Annotated in this window: 14 protein-coding genes; 8 read left to right on the forward strand and 6 right to left on the reverse strand. The window is 37.6% G+C overall.

Features of this window, described 5'->3' with window-relative positions; translation table 11 throughout:
• Positions 1-3: 3 nt before the first annotated feature.
• The 5 genes from dinB to AC5P2S_RS15205 all read left to right on the forward strand — a co-directional run bounded on the left by dinB (position 4) and on the right by AC5P2S_RS15205 (position 5,648).
• Positions 4-1,089, forward strand: coding sequence for a DNA polymerase IV (gene dinB / locus AC5P2S_RS15185; RefSeq protein ID WP_494555470.1), 1,086 nt, complete (start codon positions 4-6; stop codon positions 1,087-1,089).
• Positions 1,090-1,280: 191 nt separating this feature from the next.
• Positions 1,281-2,792 (forward strand): alpha-amylase, encoded by a 1,512-nt coding sequence (locus AC5P2S_RS15190; protein WP_494555471.1) that lies wholly within the window; start codon positions 1,281-1,283, stop codon positions 2,790-2,792.
• A 32-nt stretch (positions 2,793-2,824) separates the two neighbouring features.
• Positions 2,825-3,577, forward strand: coding sequence for a DUF6597 domain-containing transcriptional factor (locus AC5P2S_RS15195; protein ID WP_494555472.1), 753 nt, complete (start codon positions 2,825-2,827; stop codon positions 3,575-3,577).
• 24 nt (positions 3,578-3,601) lie between these two features.
• The gene (locus AC5P2S_RS15200; RefSeq protein WP_494555473.1) at positions 3,602-4,762 is read left to right on the forward strand and encodes an FAD-dependent oxidoreductase; all 1,161 of its coding nucleotides are present in this window, start codon (positions 3,602-3,604) and stop codon (positions 4,760-4,762) included.
• A 67-nt stretch (positions 4,763-4,829) separates the two neighbouring features.
• Positions 4,830-5,648, forward strand: coding sequence for a GLPGLI family protein (locus AC5P2S_RS15205; protein ID WP_494557041.1), 819 nt, complete (start codon positions 4,830-4,832; stop codon positions 5,646-5,648).
• 65 nt (positions 5,649-5,713) lie between these two features.
• Here the strand turns inward: AC5P2S_RS15205 and AC5P2S_RS15210 are convergent, their stop codons facing one another.
• From AC5P2S_RS15210 to AC5P2S_RS15225, 4 genes are all read right to left on the reverse strand, one after another.
• Positions 5,714-8,107, reverse strand: a complete 2,394-nt coding sequence (locus AC5P2S_RS15210; protein ID WP_494555474.1) for an aldehyde dehydrogenase family protein — start codon at positions 8,105-8,107, stop codon at positions 5,714-5,716.
• Between the two features lie 142 nt (positions 8,108-8,249).
• Positions 8,250-9,782, reverse strand: coding sequence for a T9SS type A sorting domain-containing protein (locus AC5P2S_RS15215; RefSeq protein WP_494555475.1), 1,533 nt, complete (start codon positions 9,780-9,782; stop codon positions 8,250-8,252).
• 73 nt (positions 9,783-9,855) lie between these two features.
• A complete protein-coding gene (deoC, locus tag AC5P2S_RS15220; protein ID WP_494555476.1) occupies positions 9,856-10,854 on the reverse strand; it encodes a deoxyribose-phosphate aldolase in 999 nt (332 codons plus the stop codon).
• Positions 10,855-11,016: 162 nt separating this feature from the next.
• Entirely contained in the window at positions 11,017-11,487 is a 471-nt protein-coding gene (locus tag AC5P2S_RS15225) for an Lrp/AsnC ligand binding domain-containing protein (RefSeq protein ID WP_283417747.1), read from the reverse strand.
• Between the two features lie 411 nt (positions 11,488-11,898).
• Here AC5P2S_RS15225 and AC5P2S_RS15230 point away from each other — a divergent pair, with 411 nt between their 5' ends.
• Positions 11,899-14,712 carry an alpha-amylase family glycosyl hydrolase gene (locus AC5P2S_RS15230; protein ID WP_494555477.1) on the forward strand — a complete coding sequence of 938 codons (2,814 nt, stop codon included), beginning with the start codon at positions 11,899-11,901 and terminating at the stop codon, positions 14,710-14,712.
• 62 nt (positions 14,713-14,774) lie between these two features.
• On the opposite strand, the gene AC5P2S_RS15235 is transcribed toward AC5P2S_RS15230, so the two are convergent.
• Positions 14,775-15,305: an SRPBCC family protein gene (locus AC5P2S_RS15235; protein ID WP_494555478.1), complete on the reverse strand. Its 531-nt coding sequence runs from the start codon at positions 15,303-15,305 to the stop codon at positions 14,775-14,777.
• Positions 15,306-15,612: 307 nt separating this feature from the next.
• Here AC5P2S_RS15235 and AC5P2S_RS15240 point away from each other — a divergent pair, with 307 nt between their 5' ends.
• Together AC5P2S_RS15240 and AC5P2S_RS15245 are read left to right on the forward strand one after the other, a co-directional pair.
• The gene (locus tag AC5P2S_RS15240; protein WP_494555479.1) at positions 15,613-17,631 is read left to right on the forward strand and encodes a M3 family metallopeptidase; all 2,019 of its coding nucleotides are present in this window, start codon (positions 15,613-15,615) and stop codon (positions 17,629-17,631) included.
• A gap of 118 nt (positions 17,632-17,749) precedes the next feature.
• Positions 17,750-18,127 carry a YchJ family protein gene (locus tag AC5P2S_RS15245; RefSeq protein ID WP_494555480.1) on the forward strand — a complete coding sequence of 126 codons (378 nt, stop codon included), beginning with the start codon at positions 17,750-17,752 and terminating at the stop codon, positions 18,125-18,127.
• Positions 18,128-18,191: 64 nt separating this feature from the next.
• Here the strand turns inward: AC5P2S_RS15245 and AC5P2S_RS15250 are convergent, their stop codons facing one another.
• Positions 18,192-18,437, reverse strand: a complete 246-nt coding sequence (locus AC5P2S_RS15250) for a VF530 family protein (RefSeq protein WP_494555481.1) — start codon at positions 18,435-18,437, stop codon at positions 18,192-18,194.
• Positions 18,438-18,509 lie beyond the last annotated feature (72 nt).

Here is an 18,509-nt window from a genome sequence, read left to right on the forward strand (position 1 = left end):
CCAATGCAATCGCAACGCAAAATCATTCACGTAGATATGGACGCATTTTATGCTTCTGTGGAGCAACTCGACAATCCTGGTTTGCGTGGAAAAGCTATTGCTGTTGGTGGGGGACATCGTGGTGTGGTCGCAGCCGCAAGTTATGAAGCCAGGAAATTTGGGGTGCGTTCTGCGATGCCGAGTAAAACTGCCAAAGAAAAATGTCCGCATCTCATTTTTGTGAAACCCAGATTCCAGCGTTATAAAGAAATCTCCAACAAAATCCGGAACATCTTCCACGAATATACGGATTTGGTTGAACCACTTTCTTTGGATGAAGCTTACCTTGATGTTACTGAAAATAAAAAAGGAATCGAATCTGCCAACGACATTGCCAGAGAAATCCGAAAACGCATTTTCGAAGAAACTGGACTGACCGCTTCTGCAGGGATTTCTATTAATAAATTTTTAGCCAAAGTCGCATCTGATATCAATAAACCGAATGGTCAGAAAACCATTCATCCCACAAAAATTAATGAATTTCTGGATAATCTTCCTATTGAAAAATTTTACGGTGTCGGAAAAGTGACGGCCAACAAAATGCACACGCTACACATCTTCAAAGGTGCTGATCTGAAAGCTAAAACCCTTGAACAACTTGAAGGTCTTTTCGGGAAATCCGGACGGTATTATTATAATGTAGTTAGAGGAATCCACAATGGAGAAGTCAAACCCAACCGAATTCAAAAAAGTGTTGCTGTTGAAAGAACGTTTTGGGATGACATCAATGAAGATGATGAAATTGATGAAAAACTGAAATCCCTGAGCCAGGAACTGGAAGAACGTCTCGGAAGAAAAGAAATCCAGGGAAAAACCCTGACACTTAAAATCAAATACAAAGATTTTTCACTTTATACAAGAAGTAAGACTCAGGAATTATATTTCGAAAATGCAGAGAAATTCTATAAAACCGCTAAACAACTTTGGGAGCTGAGACCTTTTGACAAAGCGATTCGTTTGCTTGGGCTATCACTTTCCAATCTTAATACAGAAGAAAAAAAGCAGGTTTCCGTTCAGCTAAAAATTCCATTTATGGAGTTTGATGATTAGGCAACTAAAAAAAGTTCATTTTATGTTAAGTTTGGATATATGACAAATCTTCAACATAGCGAAGCGCGCCCCGACTTGAGTGGAGCTCTTTTTCTTTTTTTGCTAAAAAAGAAAAAAGCGGGAACGGAAGGCGGATAAAGGCGTCCAAATCTTAATCCAGAAAATTTCTCTTGGCGTGATATTTTCATAACATGAAACATCAAATCAAACAATCTGAAAAAATCTACAATCTTATGAATGGGACTATGATTCAGTTTTTCCATTGGTATACCGATGGTGATTCTTTCCTTTGGAAACATACCAAAGATTCTGCACAATATCTTTCAGACTTAGGAATTACAGCAATTTGGCTTCCGCCGGCTTATAAGGCGATCAATGGCGGATTCGGTGTCGGATATGGACCTTATGATCTTTTTGATTTGGGAGAATTTGATCAGAAAGGAACCGTTGCTACAAAATACGGAACGAAAGACGACTACCTGGAAGCCATCAAATCTTTGAAAGAAAAAAATATCCAGGTCATAGTTGATGTAGTTCTGAACCACAAAGCAGGCGGTGATGAACTGGAGAAATTCCAAGTCGTGAAAGTAGATTACAATGACCGCAACAAAGTAATCTCCGATGTAATGGAAATTGAATCCTATACCAAATTTACTTTTCCGGGCAGGCAGAAAAAATATTCGGATTTTGAATGGAATTTCACTTGTTTTACAGGTGTTGATTATGCTGAAGGACAGGAAGACGGTATTTTCAGAATCATCAATGATTATGGTGATAACTGGGATGATATCCTGGATAATGAAATGGGCAACTATGATTTCCTCATGTATAATGATATCGAACACCGTAACCCTTTTGTACGAGAAGAACTGAATCACTGGGCAAAGTGGTATCATGAGCAAACTGATTTTGATGGCGTAAGATTAGATGCCGTTAAGCATATCTCTCCTGACTTTTACAAAGAATGGCTTACGCTTTTACGTTCCAATACCGGTAGAGACATCTTTGCAGTCGGAGAATATTGGGCGCCTGGAGAATTACCACTTTTGGAAGCCTACATAGATTCTACAGAAGGCTGTATGAGCTTATTCGATTCTTCTTTGCATCATAACCTGCACAATGCGTCTAAAAATCCGGATTATGATTTGAGAGAAATTTTCAATGAAACTTTGGTAGCTTCTCATCCGGACAAAGCAGTAACCGTTGTAGATAATCACGACACACAGCCGCTTCAGGCTTTGGAAGCACCCGTTGAAACCTGGTTCAAACCGATCGCCTATGCTTTGATTTTGTTGAGAAAAGATGGCTATCCTTGTGTTTTTTATCCGGATCTGTACGGCACAAGTTACAAAGACCACGGAAAAGATGGCAATGAATATGAAATCTTCCTGGACAAAGTGGATGCGATTGAAGAACTCATCAGAGCCCGAAAAGATTTTGCTTATGGTGAGCAAAGAGATTATTTTGACGACCCACATTGCATCGGCTGGACTCGTGAAGGTGATGATGAACATCCGGGTTGTGCGGTTGTTTTGAGTAACAAAGATGCGAATCAAAAATCGATGGAGATAGGAAAACGGTATGCAGGAAAAACGTTTTATGATTTTACCGGGCATTTGCAAGACAAAGTCACGATTGATGAAAATGGTTGGGCCAATTTTCTTTGTCCTGCCGGGAATGTGAGTGTTTGGGTTGCGGAGTGATTTTGAATCTGAAATATTTCTATATTTGAAAAATGTCTACCGGATTACAATACAAACTCATCAAGCCAGACCAGTTGCTGACTGATTTTGTTTATTGTTATTCATCATTAGAAAATTTGTCAGGATTTAATGAAGGTGTGATTATTCCGAATGGGAAAATTGATTTGCTATTTTGTAAAACAACCGACAATCAATTCCAGATTATTTTAATGGGTTTGGAAACGAAGCCCAAACCAATGCCCAAAAGAAAAATTGAATTTTTTTTCGCTATCAGTTTTAACCCGTTAGCTTTGGAATATGTTCTTCATCAATCCATTTCGGAATTGGTAGATAGCGGAAAAGAATTACCTGACAATTTCTGGGACTTTAGTATTAGTGATTTAGATAATTTTGAATTGTTTTGTGAAAAAGCCAACCAGAAAATCCAATCACTTTTACCGAAAGAAATTGACGAGAGGAAAAGGAAATTATTCAATTTAATTTTTGAAACCAACGGAGAAATCAGCATCAAAGAACTCGCTGAAAAAATAGTCTGGAATGAACGTCAAATCAATCGCTACTTTAATAAGCAATTGGGAATCTCGTTAAAATATTATTGCAAAATTTTGCGTTTTCAGGCTTCGCTTCATCATATCAAAGACGGCCAGCTTTCTCCGCAGCTTAATTTCACGGACCAATCTCATTTCATCAAAGAAATCAAAAAACTCTCCGGCGTTTCTCCCAAAGAATTGTTCAAAAATCAAAACGACCGATTTTTACAATTTTTGGTTTATCACACCCAATAACTTTGCAGCATAAAATTTAAAATTATGCTAATTAATAATCAATCAATTGCCATTGTTGGCGGCGGTCTCGGTGGATTGACTTTGGCCCGTCTTTTACAATTGAAAGGTGCTGATGTGAAAGTTTATGAAAGAGACTTCGATAAAAATGCACGTGTTCAAGGTTCGCCTTTGGATTTGCACGACGATTCAGGTTTAGCCGCAATCAGAAAAGCGGAATTGCTGGAAGAATTCAAACAAAATTTTCTTCCCGGCGCCGATAAAAAACTGATAATGAACGAGCAGGCAGAAATATTCTTCAGTGACCACGAAACTAAAGTTGAGGAAAACTTCGGTCACGAACATTTCCGTCCGGAGATTGACCGTGGAACTCTAAGACAAATATTATTGGAATCTTTACAGCCAGAAACCGTTGTTTGGAACAGCCATTTTGTTTCGATGGAAAAAGAAAATAAAGGTTGGAGATTGCATTTCAAAAACGGCTCATCAACTTATGCAGATATTGTTATCGCATCCGATGGCGCGAATTCTAAAATCCGTCCTTACATAACTGATATCAAAGCTTTCTATTCCGGCGTGACAATGCTGGAAGGGAATATCTACAATGCAAAAGAAACTGCACCGAATATCAACACTCTGTTGAAAGGCGGAAAAATAATGGCTTTCGGAAATACGAAAAATCTGTTGATGGGACAGAAAGGGAATGGTGATATTGGTTTCTATGCAAGTTTTAAATCCGATGAAAACTGGGCTTCAACGAATGGCTTGAACTACTCTGATAAAACACAAATTCTGGAATGGTTCAAAACCAATTACCCTGAATGGAATCATATCTGGTGTGAATTGTTTGAAAGTGCTGAAACACCTTTCGTTCCAAGACCAATCTATTGCGTTCCGTTTGACCAGACCTGGAAAACTCTTCCAAACCTCACGCTGATTGGAGATGCCGCTCACGTAATGCCTCCTTTTGCAGGTGAAGGCGCAAATATGGCAATGCTGGATGCATTGGATCTGAGCGAATGTCTGACTTCCGGAATGTACAATTCTTTAACGGAAGCCATTTCGGTTTACGAAAAGAATATGCAGAAAAGAGCCTCGATTGCAGCTAAAGAATCTCTTGAAAATGGTGAACTGATGCATTCTGAAAATGCTTTAGCAACAATGCTGGAGTTTTTTAATGGGCATTGAGAAAAACATTTTGTATAAATAATTATATTTGATTTGAAATGAATCAACAATAGTTATGAAAACAATAATGTTATTTTGTCTGCTTATCGGAAGTTTTTTCCAGGCTCAAACACACAGATATATTTATGAATTACAATTAAAAATGGATTCTACTGAAAATGAGCATCAAAAATTCTATATGATATTGGATATTAATAAAAACGAAACCAAATTTTATGGAAGAAATCTTTTGATTGCCGATTCCTTAAATAAAAAATTTGGAAACATGGATAATAAACACGTCGATATGACGGGACAGATCGTCAAGAGAAAAAACGGCTCTTCCGAAAACGAAAATTTCATTAATATCAAATTTGATTATTATTCTTATAAAACCACCGATATCATCAATTGGAAAATTGAAAATGAGACCAAGAAATATAATGATTATAATCTTCAGAAAGCAACAGCTGATTTTGGAGGGCGGCATTGGATTGCCTGGTTCAACAAGGATATTCCTTTTAATGAAGGACCTTATAAATTTCGTGGATTACCGGGTTTGATTTTTGAGATTCAGGATGATAAAAATAACTTTATCTATAAGCTTGTTAAAAATCAAAACTTTTCCGACAATTTCGCAACAGATGATTTTCTGGAATCGAATTTTGGAAACAAAGCTGTTGTTATCAATGAAAAACAGAAGAAAAAGTTACTAATGGATTTTTACAATGATCCTTTTTCTTTTGAAAGAACCAATTTGAAAAGCAGTCCAAACCTGAATATTAATATCGGAGGAAAGCAAATCAGCAATATCGAAGAACTGAATGCACAGGTAAAAAATCTGCAGGCCATTATAAGAAAATACAACAATCCTGTTGAGGTTGATAAGGCTATAAAGTATAAGTAATTACATATACAAACCTCCCGAAATTTCTCGGGAGGTTGTTTTATATATTAAAATTTAAATTCTTCTTAGGCGCCGTAAGGAATCCAGATATTTTTAATTTCTGTAGCGTGACGCAAGAATTCTTCACCTTCGCCCTGAGCGTTATCCAACCAATTTCTATATTTTCCGAAATTTAGCCAGGTGCGTTTCATACTGTCTGCAGCCAAAAACTCGATGTCTTTGCAGCCTTCTTTCGTTCCGAAATACCAGATTCCGTCGATGTTATAATGCTTCGCCATTTCTTTTGCCAGCTCATCTTTGTGGCCGGTAACGATATTTACCGTTCCGCCGGGAACATCGGATGTTTCAAGGATCTGATAAAAATCCGTTGCCGAGAAAGGATGTTTTTCAGAAGGAATCACAACTACATTATTTCCCATTGCAATTGCAGGAATCACCGTTGAAATGAATCCAAGCAAAGGATTTTCGTCCGGGCAAACAATTCCCATCACACCTACGGCTTCCGGCATTGCCAGCGTCACCATTCTCTGAACGGTTGAATGCGCCTGCCCATCATATTTATCTGCAAAAGCCGCGTAAGTATAAATTCTTTCAATCGATTTTTCCACTTCTTCCTCAGCAGATTCCAGAGATTGATTGGTCATTTCCATAATTCTCTCCGCAAATTCTTCCGAACGGATGGCCAGATTTTCAGCAATATAATATAAAACCTGCGCTCTTGCATGGCCTGTCATTCCTGCCCATGATTTTTCTGCATGAGCCGCTTCTACCGCATTCCGTATATCTTTTCTGTTTCCTTCGGAAACTTCGCCGATATATTCGCCAAAAGCATTTGTGACATTTAAACTGTAACCGCCGTCAGGGCGAGCTTGTTTTCCGCCGATATATAATTTGGAAGTTCTGTCAATATCTTCCAGAATAGATTTTGATTTTTTCTCCGATTTTGTTTTTACTGCTTTTGGCACAATTGGTTTGGAAGAAAATTCATCTTCGATCTTCAGCTTAACATATTCGTATAAGCCTTCTTTTCCGCCTTCTCTTCCAAATCCCGACTCGCGATAACCGCCAAATCCGGCAGAAGCATCCATTTGATTGGTACAATTAATCCAGACCATACCAGCTTTGATCTTCGGAGCCACATCCAATGCCAGATTGATATTTTCCGTCCATACACTTGCTGCTAAACCATATCTCGAATTGTTTGCCAAAGCTACAGCTTCGTTATGAGAACGGAAAGTCATTGCTACAAGAACAGGCCCGAAAATCTCTTCCTGGGCAATTGTTGCTGAAGTGGAAACATCGGTAAATAAAGTTGGCGGATAGAAGAATCCGTTTTTAGGAACTGCATTTTTTGCCTGATAGATTTCGCAGCCTTCAGTGATACCGAGTTTCACCAGTTTATCAATGGTTTTGAATTGTGCTTCATCCACAATGGCCCCCATATCAATTGCTTTGTCCATTGGATTTCCGACACGAAGGTTTGACATCCTGTCTTTTAGTTTTGCATAGAATTTTTCAGCAATGCTTTCTTGAACCAATAATCTTGAACCGGCGCAACAAACCTGGCCTTGATTAAACCAAATCGCATCCACAATGCCTTCGATCGCAGAATCGATGTCCGCATCTTCAAAAACGATGAACGGTGATTTCCCTCCTAATTCCAGAGAGATTTTTTTACCGCTTCCGGCAATTTCTCTTCTGATGATTTTCCCAACATTCGTAGAACCTGTAAATGCCACCTTGTTGACATCTTTATGATTGACCAAAGCTGTTCCTGCAACTGTTCCTTTTCCTGTAACGATATTGAAAACACCCTTCGGAAGTCCGACTTTCTCACAGATTTCCGCAAATAGCAATGCCGTTAAAGAAGTATATTCAGCCGGTTTCAGAACAACTGTATTTCCCATTGCCAAAGCTGGAGCTACTTTCCAGGCGAGCATCATCAATGGAAAATTCCAAGGAATGATTTGCCCGATAACACCAACTTCTTTGTAATCCCTCAGTTCGGTGTCCCTCAGTTTCGCCCAACCTGCGTGGTGATAAAAATGTCTGACTACGATTGGAATATCAATATCTCTTGTTTCGCGGATTGGCTTTCCGTTGTCCAGAGTTTCCAAAACTGCAAACAATCTTGAATGTTTCTGGATTTGTCTCGCGATTGCGTACAGATATTTTGCACGTTCGAAACCGCTAAGAGCAGCCCATTTTGGTAAAGCTTCTTTTGCCGCTTTTACCGCTTTGTCCACATCCTTTTCATCAGCTTCTGCAAATTTTGCAAGCAGCTCTTTGTTGGCAGGATTGTGAGACTCCATATATTGTTTGGAACTTGGTTTTGTCCATTCTCCGTTAATGAATAAATCGAAAGTTCTGTTGTGAGATTCCAGATAATCAACAGCCGGAGCTGCACTTTCCGGAGCGGGACCGTAAACCATGGTGTCGAATATTTCTTTTATTTCCATTTTCTAAAATTATGAACGCAAAGTGCGCAAAGATTTTTTAACTACTATTATTTTTTAAGTTCGCAAAGGCGTTTCACTCAGCAAAGATTTTTTTTATTTCTAATTTTTTGGCTGTCATTCTACATTATTTACCGAGGGTTGATTACTCTTTTATGATTTTCTCCGAAACGGTTTTACCGTTTTGCTGTCGTATGTTTAGTAGATAATTCCCTTTTGGAAGATCCGATACTTGCATATTTTTATTATTGGAACTTCTAATGAGTTTGCCATCTGTACTAAATAATTGCAAAGCCAAAATATTCTCTTTGGACTCAATATTAAGCATGTTTTTTACAGGATTTTCTACAAAAATTTTATTCTTGGCCACACTCTCTTGGGTTGCAAGATTTTCTGGGTTGAGTTTGACGATCCAATAATCATAGCTGCCATGATTCCCTATTATATCTCCATCAGTAGAACTGGATTGTCCTGCTATAATGTAGCTATTATCTAAGTTTTGCAAGATAGCATTTCCGTAATCAATACCATTACCTCCTAATGTTTTTTGCCATTGCATCGTTCCATTGCTATTGAGTTTTACAATCCAATAATCACTATCACCATGATTTTCTGTTACATCACCATTAGTAGAATTAGAAACCCCTGCAACAATGTATCCTCCGCCTGAGGTGGGTTGGATGGAATTTGCTTTTTCGTAGTTACTTCCTCCCAAGGATTTTTGCCATTGAATAGCCCCTATGCTATTGAGCTTTACAATCCAAACATCACCACTACCATGATTTCCAGTTATATCTCCATCGGTAGAATAAGAACCTCCTGCTACAATATACCCCCCATCAGAGGTTGGGTGGATGTCACCTGCAATTTCATTATTGCTCCCCCCTAACGTCTTTTGCCATTGGATAGCTCCAGCGCTATTGAGCTTTACAATCCAATAATCACCATTTCCGCCGTGGTTTCCTGTAACATCGCCATTGTTAGAATCAGAAGATCCCGCTACAATGTAACCCCCATCAGGAGTTTGCTGGATGCTAGTTGCAAAGTCATAACCACTCCCTCCCAAGGATTTTTGCCATTGAATGGCCCCTGTGCTGTTGAGCTTTACAATCCAATAATCACCAATTCCGTGGTTTCCTGTAACATCACCATCAGTAGAATAAGAATCTCCTGCGATGATGTAACCGCCATCTGAGGTAGGCTCAATAGACCAAGCATTATCCCAAGCACTGCCTCCTAAGGATTTCTGCCATTGGATAATGCCAGTGCTACTGAGTTTAACAATCCAGTAATCATAATCACCATGGTTTCCTGTAACATCCCCATTGGTAGAATTAGATTGTCCTGCTACAATGTAGCCACCATCTGAGGTAAGCTGGATGTAATTTGCTATATCATTACCACTCCCCCCTAAGGCTTTTTGCCATTGAATGGCCCCTGTGCTGTTGAGCTTTACAATCCAAGCATCTTTAGCTCCGTGGTTTCCTATGACATCTCCATTGGTAGAGTTAGATCCCCCAACCACAATGTAACCACCATCCGAGGTAGTCTTGATTATTCCTCCTCGATCTTCTAAACTCCCTCCCAAAGATTTCTGCCATTGGATGTTGGGGGCTTGGGCGTAAGAAAGGTTTCCTAATAATAGAAGAATGGGAAAATATTTTAATTTCTTCATCATTTTTTGTTTTAATGGTTGTTTTTTATTTTATTTATTGATTAATTCATTTCAATAAGTTTAACAATTTTAAAGCTTAAGCCATCGGATGTCTGTATCCTGCCGAGTAACTTCCGGTAACGTAATGCTCCAGCTGTCTTTCGATATCGCCTAACAGAGAACTTGCTCCGAAACGGAAGAGTTCCGGATTCAGCCATTCGTCGCCCAATTCTTCTTTTATTAGAATGAGATAATCTAAAGCCTGTTTTGCTTTCTGAATACCACCAGCCGGTTTATACCCCACTTTAACACCTGTCAATTGATAATAATCCCTGATACAACGGATCATGACCAGGCTCACAGCCAATGTTGCATTTACAGATTCTTTACCTGTAGATGTTTTGATGAAGTCTGAACCGGCCATCATCGCCACCCAGCTTGCTTTAGCCACTTTGGTATATGTCGGGATTTCTCCGGTTGCAAGTATGGTTTTCATATGTGCATCACCGCAAGCCTGCCTGCAAAGCTTCACTTCATCATACAATTCTTTCCATTTGCTTTCCAAAACCAGGTCTCTGGAAATCACAATATCGATTTCCGTAGCACCGGCAGCAACAGATCTTTTGATTTCGGCAATTTTTTCTTCGATTGAATTCTTACCTGCAGGAAAACCTGTAGAAACCGCAGCAATAGGAATATCGCTGCCTCCCAGAGCTTCTTTTGCGTAAGAAATCAAATTGTGATAAACACAAACTGCTCCTGTCGTCAAATTAGTATTTGCCATTCCAAGCTTTTCCAGTATATCGTGACGAACGGGATTTCTTGCCTTTTCACAAAGACGAAAAACATTACCACGCGTGTCATCTCCGGCTAGTGTTGTCAAATCTATCATGGTGATCGCTTTTAAAAGCCAGGCCGCCTGATATTCTTTTTTAACGCTTCTTCTTCCCGGAAGTGTGTTTACACGTCGGTCAATTGCACTTCTATTGATGTTGATTTCATCAAAATATTTCTCATTATAAGGGATACCTTCGTTTCTTTCCAAAGTATGGGAAGATCTATTTTGGATTCCGTTTTTTTCCAGAACTTTTGTCATAGAAATTGATTTTAAATTAAATCTCAATACGAAACTGAGAGAGTGGTAAATTTAATAATTATCTACAAATGTTTTATATCTATTAAAATTATTTTTGAACTATTCCAAAAACAAAAAACACATCCCGTAGAATGTGTTATTGTATATTTTTAATTTCCTGAGTTACACTTTCAGCTGCCTGTTGATGCTTTGTTCCAGAGAGATAAAGGTTTCTGTTCTGGTAACACCTTTCAGCTTCTGGATCTTGTTAAGAATCTGCATCAGATGGTCATTGTCTTTACAAAGCACTTTTAAAAATATGGTGTAATTCCCCGTGGTGTAATGGGCTTCTACAACTTCATTTACCAAGTTCAGATTTTTGATTGCATCTTGATAATGGCTTGGCTGCTCCAAGAAAACGCCGATATAAGAAACGACCTTATAACCTATTTTTCTTGGATTAAGGAAAGAAATAGAGTTTTCTATAACACCTGCCTGTTCTAATTTTTTGATTCTTTGATGAACTGCCGTGGTAGAAATCCCAACATGCTTGGAGATATGTGCAAGAGAAGTTTTAGCATTATCCATTAACATATAAATAATCTCTTTATCAACTCCGTCTAGATGGTAACCTGATTCGGATGCACTCTTCATAATATTTAGTTATTGATTTTTGTTGCAATTTAAAACAAACATTTAATTAATCAAAATAACATATTGATTTAAAATCAAATATATCACATATCAGAATTATGATTAATGAAAAATAAAATGTTTATTATTTTTTACTTGGTCGTAAATTTATAGAAATTTATGTGAACTATAAAAATATATTACATATTATTTTACAAAATAACACAAATATCAGTTAAGAGAATTAATCTCAATTAGAACCATACCGTTAATTTTCAGTTAAAATAAAATTAACAAAACAATTATACCAGCTATTAAAATAAATAATTTAACCCCTGTAAATCAATTAATTAATTATAAAAATATCATAAAATCAAAAATACATGTTGTATTCTGAAAAAAGTCTATATTTATGAACTTATATATAGACTTATGAAAATTTTTTACAATCTGATTGCATTTTTCATTGCAATCTCAACATTTGCGCAGCAACAGACCGTGACCTATTCGATCAGTCCTGCTGCTTTTAATGAAGATGAATCGATTACCATTACTTTTAATGGAAGTAGCATCAACGAATCTACGTGGGGTGTTTCAAACAATGCTTTGTATCTCTGGTCCTGGTCATATGATATTAATGATGCCAATAGCCAGGATTGTCCTACCAATGGGACTTGGGCTTCATCCAATGAGGCAAACAGATTGACTTATAATTCCGGTAATGATACTTACACCATTACCTTTGTTCCAAAAACATTTTACAACAGAACTGGTCTTGGAAGAATCGGTTTTCTCTTGAAAACTAAAACAGGTAACGGGCAATCTCAGGACATCTACTCCGAAGTCGGGAAATTCCAATTTGCAACAACTACACCCAAGAATGGATCTGTAAATTTCATTGCTTCCGGAAACAATTACCCTATTTCTTACAGCACATCTTTACCTGCAAATTTTGTAGTGAAGGCTAATGGAAACACCATATATACGGCAAACAATGTTTCATCTATGTTTACTGCGTATAATATTACAACTGATAATCAAATTGAATTAACTGCAACAAGCGTTGCGGATGGTACTGTTTTGACATCCAAATTTTCTATATCACCAACTCCAACTGTGCAAACTGCAGCAATACCTTCATACATGAGACAAGGTATCAGCTACGATCCTAATGATCCTACAAAAGTTGGATTGGCTTTATACGCGCCTTTCAAAAGTTATGTGCATGTCATCGGAAGTTTTAATAATTGGCAGGTTTCTTCCAATTATCTGATGAAAAGAGATGCAACTAATTCCAATCTTTATTGGTTAGAAATTACAGGACTGACACCACAGCAGATTTATACTTTCCAGTATAGAACAAGTGACGGCGTAAAAGTTGCCGATCCATATTCAACATTAGTTTTGTCTCCTGATGATGATCCTTGGATTTCTGCCAACACGTATCCGGGACTACCTGCTTATCCCGCAGGACAGCAATACGATGTATCTGTGATCCAGACAGCAAAACCAGCATATAACTGGACTGTAACTAATTTCCAAAAACCTGCAAAACAAAATCTTATTGTTTACGAAGCCCTGGTAAGAGATTTTACCGCTGAGCAAAACTGGCAGTCTATGATTAACAAAATCCCTTACATCAAAGGATTGAATGTTAATGCCATCGAGTTAATGCCGGTAATGGAATTTGACGGAAATAATTCCTGGGGATATAACCCGGGATTCCATTTAGCTTTGGACAAAGCTTACGGAACACCTGAGAAATTTAAGGAATTCATTGACAAATGCCACCAAAATGGTATAGCAGTAATTCTGGACGTTGCCCTAAATCATGCTACAGGAAGATCTCCATTAGAAAGACTTTGGTCCACAAGTACAACAGGAGGATATGGTGATGTCGCATCCAATAACCCTTATTTCAATCAGATTGCTAAGCATGCCTATAGCGTATTCTATGATTTCAACCATTCAAAAGCTGAAACAAGATATTATGTAAACAGAGTTCTTGAGCAATGGATATCAGAATATAAAATTGACGGATTCCGCTGGGACCTTACAAAAGGATTCACTCAAAACTGTACACCTTCGGATGAAGCTTGTACCGGCGCTTATCAACAAGACAGAGTTGATGTATTGAAATTATATTCAGATTATCAATGGTCTTATGATCCAACATCATATGTTATTTTTGAGCACCTGGGAACAGATGCAGAAGAGCAACAATGGGCAAACTACCGTGTTAATGAAGGAAAGGGTGTAATGATGTGGGACAACCTCACAGGACCTTTTGGTCAAAACACCATGGGTTACGATTCTAATAGCAACTTCAACAGAATCGACTTTGAAAATCATGGATTCTCAGAAAGAAGAAATGTCGCTTATGGAGAAAGTCATGATGAAGAGCGTTTGATGTATAAAAATCTTACTTACGGTAATGGCAGTGTAAAAATATTAGCAACTGCTCTTGAGAGACAAAAAGCATTTGGTGCCGTTTTTTTCACAGTTCCCGGTCCTAAGATGCTATGGCAATTTGGAGAATTGGGTTACGAATTCAGTATCAACAGATGTGAGAACGGAACCATTAGCAACGATTGCAGAACTTCTCCAAAACCTGTAGCCTTTACTTTAGGCTATGATACAGACGCAAGCAGAAAAGCAATCTACGACACTTGGTCAAAAATCTTAGCAATCCGATTATCAAGCCAGGTTTTTGATACAACAACCTTCACAGTAGAATCAGGAAATCTTTTACCTAGAATCTATGTTTGGAATGACGCCTTGCCTGCAAGTTCTTTGAAAAACGTAGTGGTAGTTGCCAACTTTACAACAACAGCTCAGACTGTTACGCCTAATTTCCCTTATGCCGGAAACTGGTACAATCTAATGGACAATTCTTCTATGAACGCCAATGGCTCTACAACAGTAGTTCTTCAACCGGGAGAATTTAGAATCTATGGAAATCAAACCGCTTTGGCAACGGACGAAACGAAGATTGATGCGAATAAAACATCATTGCAAATCGTTCAGAATCCTGCAACAGACGGATTATTGAAAATCAGATACAACAAAGCTAAAAACGGGCAAATCAACATCTATGACCTTAATGGTAAAATGGTAAAATCTTTCGGACTAAAATCCGCTAAAGGAGACGAAACATTCTCCGTAAACGGCATCGGAACAGGAAATTACTTAGTACAACTAAAATCTGATGAAGGTTTGGCAGTTTCTAAGTTAATCATCAAATAAGACAAAATAAATTTTCAAATCAAACAAAAAACGCCTCAGCTAGCTGAGGCGTTTTTTGTTTTTTATTTTTCAGAAAGTGCTTTTAGTTTTCCAAGACCTTCCGAGAACGATTTGTTCATCTGCCAGGTCATTAGCGGTTTCATTGGTTTGAAAAGCGTTTCAATTTCATAATCAATTGTCCAGGTAACTTTGGTTCCGGAACCTTCAGAAGCCAAAAGCAAATCCGAAGTCGCATTATCATCCATTGGTTTGATAAAATGCATTTTTGTGGCGACTTTTTCGTTTGGGACAATTGCTGTGATCTCCTGTTCGCCTTCACCAACATCATCATTTCCTTTCCAATGGTAGCCATCGCCCACTTCACCAGGCTTTCCTTTGTAAGTTACTGTCAAATTCGGATCCATTTTCATCCAGGGATTCCAGGTGTTGAAAGCTTTCATAGAATTCACATTTTGCCACACTTTCTCTTTCGGAGAATTGATAACGAGAGATTGTTCGTTATGGCATTTACTGTCAAAAAACAACATAGCAATCACGCAATAAACGATGATTATTGCCACGATGACGCTAATGATTTTTAGAAATTTCTTCATAATAAATTAGTTTTAAGTTTAAAACAAATCTAAAAAGAATTTGAACACAAAAACTTTTTCTCTGATAATATTTCATTTTCCTTTTTACTACTGTTAATTTGGGCGCCTTTATCCGCCTTCCACTCCCGCTATTTTTTTATTGCAAAGAAAGTTAGTCCAACAATAGAAATTTCGGACATTGCAATAAAAAAATGAGCTCCGTTCAAGTCGGGGCGCAATTTTGTCATACTTTCAACTTTAGGTACTAAATTTGTCAATTACGACACACAGAAAATCATTTATAATTTATCATTAATAATTCATCTTTATGAATCCACTTTTAGAAAAATTCAACACCAAATATACCTCATCGCCTTTCGAGGAAATCAAAGAAGAACATTATCTGCCAGCTTTCCAGGAATTAGTCAAAACATCTGAAAAAGAAATTGATGGAATAACCAATAATTCAGAAGAACCGACTTTCGAAAATACAATTGAAGCAATGGCTTTTTCAGGAGAACAACTGGACAGAGTTTCCAATATTTTCTTCAATATCAATTCTGCTGAGACCAATGATGAGATTCAGAAAATTGCTCAGGAAGTTTCGCCTTTGCTGACAGAATTCTCTTCCAAAATCTCTCAAAACGAAAAACTGTTTGAAAGAATCAAAAACGTTTACGACCAAAAAGACAGATTGTCTTTAAATGAAGAGCAACAAACTTTACTCAATGAAACTTACAAAGGTTTTGTAAGAAGCGGCGCATTGCTCAATGAAGAAGACAAAAAGAAACTGGAGAAAATCAATATGGATTTGTCTATCAAGTCACTTCAATTTGGGCAAAATGCTTTAGCTTCAACCAACGCTTACTTTAAACACATTATAGATAAAGACGAACTGAAAGGAATTCCGGAAGCGATTCTTCAGCAATACGAAGAAGATGCGAAGGAAAAAGATTTGGAAGGTTATGTGATTACTTTGCAATACCCAAGCTATCTTCCGGCAATGACTTACGCTGAAAATCGTGAATTGAGAAAAGAATTAGCTTTAGCAAACGGAAAAAAATCCTTTGACGGTGGCGAATTTGACAATCAGAATTTGATTAAAGAAATTGTAAAACTTCGTCAGGAAAAAGCAGAATTGCTTGGTTATAAAAATTATGCTGATTTTGTTCTTGAGGAAAGAATGGCACAATCGCCGGCAAAAGTTTTTGAATTTTTGAATGAACTTCTTGAAAAAGCAACACCTTACGCTCAAAAAGAAATCGAAGAATTAAAATCTTTGGCAAAAGCTGATGGAATCGATGACATCCAAAGCTACGACCACACTTTCTACGCAGAAAAATTAAGAAAACAAAAATTTGATATTGATGATGAAGAACTGAAACCTTATTTTAAATTGGAAAAAGTTCAGGAAGCCGTTTTTGTATTAGCCGGAAAATTATTCGGATTAGAGTTTAAAGAAATTACCGATGTTCAGAAATATCATCAGGATGTGAAAACTTACGAAATCACAGAAAACGGAAATTATAAAGCTCTACTCTACGCTGATTATCACCCGAGAAAAGGGAAACGTGCCGGCGCCTGGATGACGAGTTATAAAAATCAATACAAACAAAATGGAGAAAATTCCCGTCCGCATATTTCGGTCGTTTGCAACTTTACAAAACCGACCAAAGACACCCCAAGTTTGCTGACTTTTCAGGAAGTAACCACCTTGTTCCACGAGTTCGGACACGCACTTCATGGTGTTTTAGCAGACACGCAATACCCGAATCTTTCAGGAACTTCGGTTAAATGGGATTTTGTAGAATTGCCTTCCCAATTTCTGGAAAACTATTGCTATGAACCAGAATTCTTAAAAACCTTCGCAAAACATTATCAAACCGGAGAAATTCTTCCAACCGAAAAAATCGAGAAGTTATCTCAAAGCAAATCCTTTATGGAAGGTTATCAGACTTTGAGACAGCTTGGATTTGGGTTATTGGATATGGCTTATCATACAGAAGTTGGAGCGTTGGAGAATAAAAGTGTGAAAGCGTTTGAAGTGGAGAAAACTGCGGCAACCAATCTTTACCCGAGCAATCCGGAAACTGCGGCAAGTCCAAGTTTCTCACATATTTTCCAAGGCGGTTATTCGGCGGGTTATTATTCTTACAAATGGGCTGAGGTTTTAGATGCGGATGCTTTCCAGTATTTCAAAGAAAATGGAATTTTTAATCCGGAGATTGCTGCGAAATATAAAATTCTTCTCTCTTCCGGCGGCACCAAAAATCCAATGGAACTGTACAAAAACTTCCGTGGAAGAGAGCCAAAGGTTGAGAGCTTACTGAAAAGAGCGTTTGGATAAGTTTTAGTGTTCGAGAGTTTTAGAATATTAATATTTAACCCTTTCAGAGTTTTAAATTGACTTCGTGTAATCTTCGATTTCTGAAAGGGTTTTTGAATCAATCAATTAAATTTAGAAAATGAATTGTCCTTGCTGTTCCGGAAAGCCCTACGAAGATTGTTGTCAGCCTTATCATCTGAAAGAGAAATTTGCTCCAACAGCAGAAGCTTTGATGCGTTCAAGATTTTCTGCATTTGCTATCCCAAACGGCGACTATCTTTGGGAAACGACTTCTCCCAACAAAAGGCAATTCCATAACAAAAAGGATTTGCAGGAATGGGGTGAAATCAATGAATGGGTGAAGCTGGAAATTGTCGATAAACCTTCAACTAATAAAGTAGAGTTCAAAGCTTTTTATAATGATGAAGAAGGAAATCCTCACGTTCATCACGAGTTGTCACAATTCAAAATGATTCAGAATCGCTGGTTTTATGTGACTGGGGAATTTTTGGATTAATTATTTTCAACCACAAAGTCACAAAGTTTTTTATTGAAAATTCTTTGTGACTTTTGTGGTTATTTTATTCTTTTGATTGCTTTTTCTTTTGTTTCAAAACGTAGAGGTACAAACTCTCCACTTTTGCCCTTGCCCAAGGTGTTTTGCGAAGAAATTTGAGAGAAGAACTGACACTTGGATTTTCGCCGGTGAAACATTTGATGTTGATTTGTTTTCCCAATTCGCCGTAACCTTTGTAATATTCTAGTAATTCTTCCAGAATTGCATCCAATCTTTTTCCGTGCAAAGGGTCTTTCGAAGTGTTTTCCATTTTGTAAAATTATTGATTTTATTATTTCAAAAACCACAAAAGACACATAAGTTTTAGTTTACAAAAAATACT

Source organism: Epilithonimonas sp. 33E (genome assembly GCF_059372615.1).